The following is a 1,737-nucleotide window of genomic DNA, read 5'->3' on the forward strand; positions in this document are numbered from 1 at the left end:
GGGGCCCGTATTTCAATAACTGTAGCGACGGGGTTCCGCCGGGGTTGTTCGGGCGTGTAGCTGTTCCAATGTGCGGGCGGGCGATCCGGGTATCGGCGTGACGAGGATCCGGTGCAGGTCCAGGAGCCGTTTTGCATCCTGGTACTGGATGGACAGGTTGGTGCGGTTGACGCCCAGTAGTTGGGCCAGGAACGTCATGGTCACCGCTCTGCGGCGGCGCAGGATGGCTGCCAGGAGCCGGTGGGTGTGGTCCACGCTGCTGGTCTGTGGGTGGCGGTAGCTGCGCGGGCGGTGGAAGCGTCGCTGGAATGCTGCCTCGGCCAAGGCGTCCCAGAAAGGCTCCGAGACCGCCACCAAATACTCGAAGGCGGTTCGTGACATGCCGGTCAGGGCCGGATCGGTGAGCATCGCGGTCAGGGCCGGGTCGGTCCGGTGTGTCGTTGCCGGCGCGTCTGGCGCTCGCGGTGGAACGGGAGACAGTGTGTAGTTCCAGTCACCGTGGAAGGCGTTGGGCGTGATCGGAAGGGCGTGGAACTCGGCGGGTGTGACGCTGATGCCGAGGTCGTAGCTGCCTGTGTCCAGTTCGGCCCCGATGGTCAGGCCGGTCTTGGTTGTTGTGGCGGCGATGGTCTCGAGGACGACCTGGTAGCTGGTCAGCGGCCGCCCCCGCCAGTTCGCGGTGATGTGACAGAACATCCGGTGCTCTATCTTGTTCCACTTCGAAGTACCCGGCGGTAGGTGACAGACCGTGATCTCCAGGCCGCTCTCTCGTGCGAAGGTGGCAAGGTTGCTTTTCCAGGTCCAGCGGCGGGGGTCGTTGGAGCCGCCGGAGTCCGCGGTGATCAGGAGCCTGCCGGCATTCGGGTGGTCCGCCCGTCCGCGGTGCTGCCACCATCGTCGGATGGATTCCACCGCGAACTGGGCGGTGTCGTGGTCGGTGCCGACGTTGACCCATCCGCTGTTGTTGGCAATGTCGTAGATCCCGTAGGGGATCGCCATGGGCTGCTCGTTGGTGGTGAACGTGTGGCAGTCCACCTTGATCGCGTTCTTGCCCGGCCGCCAGGTGCGACCGGGCCGGTCCCGGTTGCCGAGCCATTCCTTGGCCTTGGTGTCGACGCTGATCACCGGCTGGGCATCGTTGAGGAACGCGGCGGCGGTGGCATTCAGGTGGGTGAACTGGGCATCGCGGTCCGGATGGCTGATGCCCTCTGTTGTCTTCGCGGTTCCCTGCAGGCTGTAGCCCAGGGTGTGCAGCAGGTGTCCGACGGTTGAAGCGCTGATCGGGTGGCCCTGTGTGGTGAGGGTTGAGGCCAGGGCCCGTAACGACAGCGTGGTCCACCGCAACGGGGAGACGGGGTCGCCTCGGGTGTGCGGCTCGATCAGCGACTCCAGCGCGGGCAGCAGACCAGGGTCGGTGTCTGTCAGCCGCTTGCGGCCCGCACCTGGAGCCCGGACCCGCAGGGTCGGTGAGAAGCAACCGGCCAACTCGGCCATACCTCGCGCGATGGTTGCAGTGCTGGTGCCGGAGGCGGCGGCGACCCGGACGATCCCGCCGCGGCCGAGGGCCGTCGCCTCACTGGCCAGGTACAACCGACGGCGGCGCTCATCGAAGTGCGGCAGGATCTGATCGAACTTGGCCCGCATAGCACGAGCGGCAACGCGGCCTGACAGACACGGGGTCATATCTCAGACTCCCACCAACACCCTTCTGCCGAGCACTTATTGAAATACGGGCCC

General features: G+C 66.1%; 1 pseudogene. It reads right to left on the reverse strand.

Annotation, left to right across the window (positions count from 1 at the left end):
* A pseudogene (locus ACFYWI_RS38435) lies at positions 1 to 1,683 on the reverse strand (ISAzo13 family transposase); the annotation flags it as partial.
* Positions 1,684 to 1,737 lie beyond the last annotated feature (54 nt).

The organism is Streptomyces sp. NPDC002889 (assembly GCF_042888425.1).
In the GTDB taxonomy this organism is placed as follows: domain Bacteria; phylum Actinomycetota; class Actinomycetes; order Streptomycetales; family Streptomycetaceae; genus Streptomyces.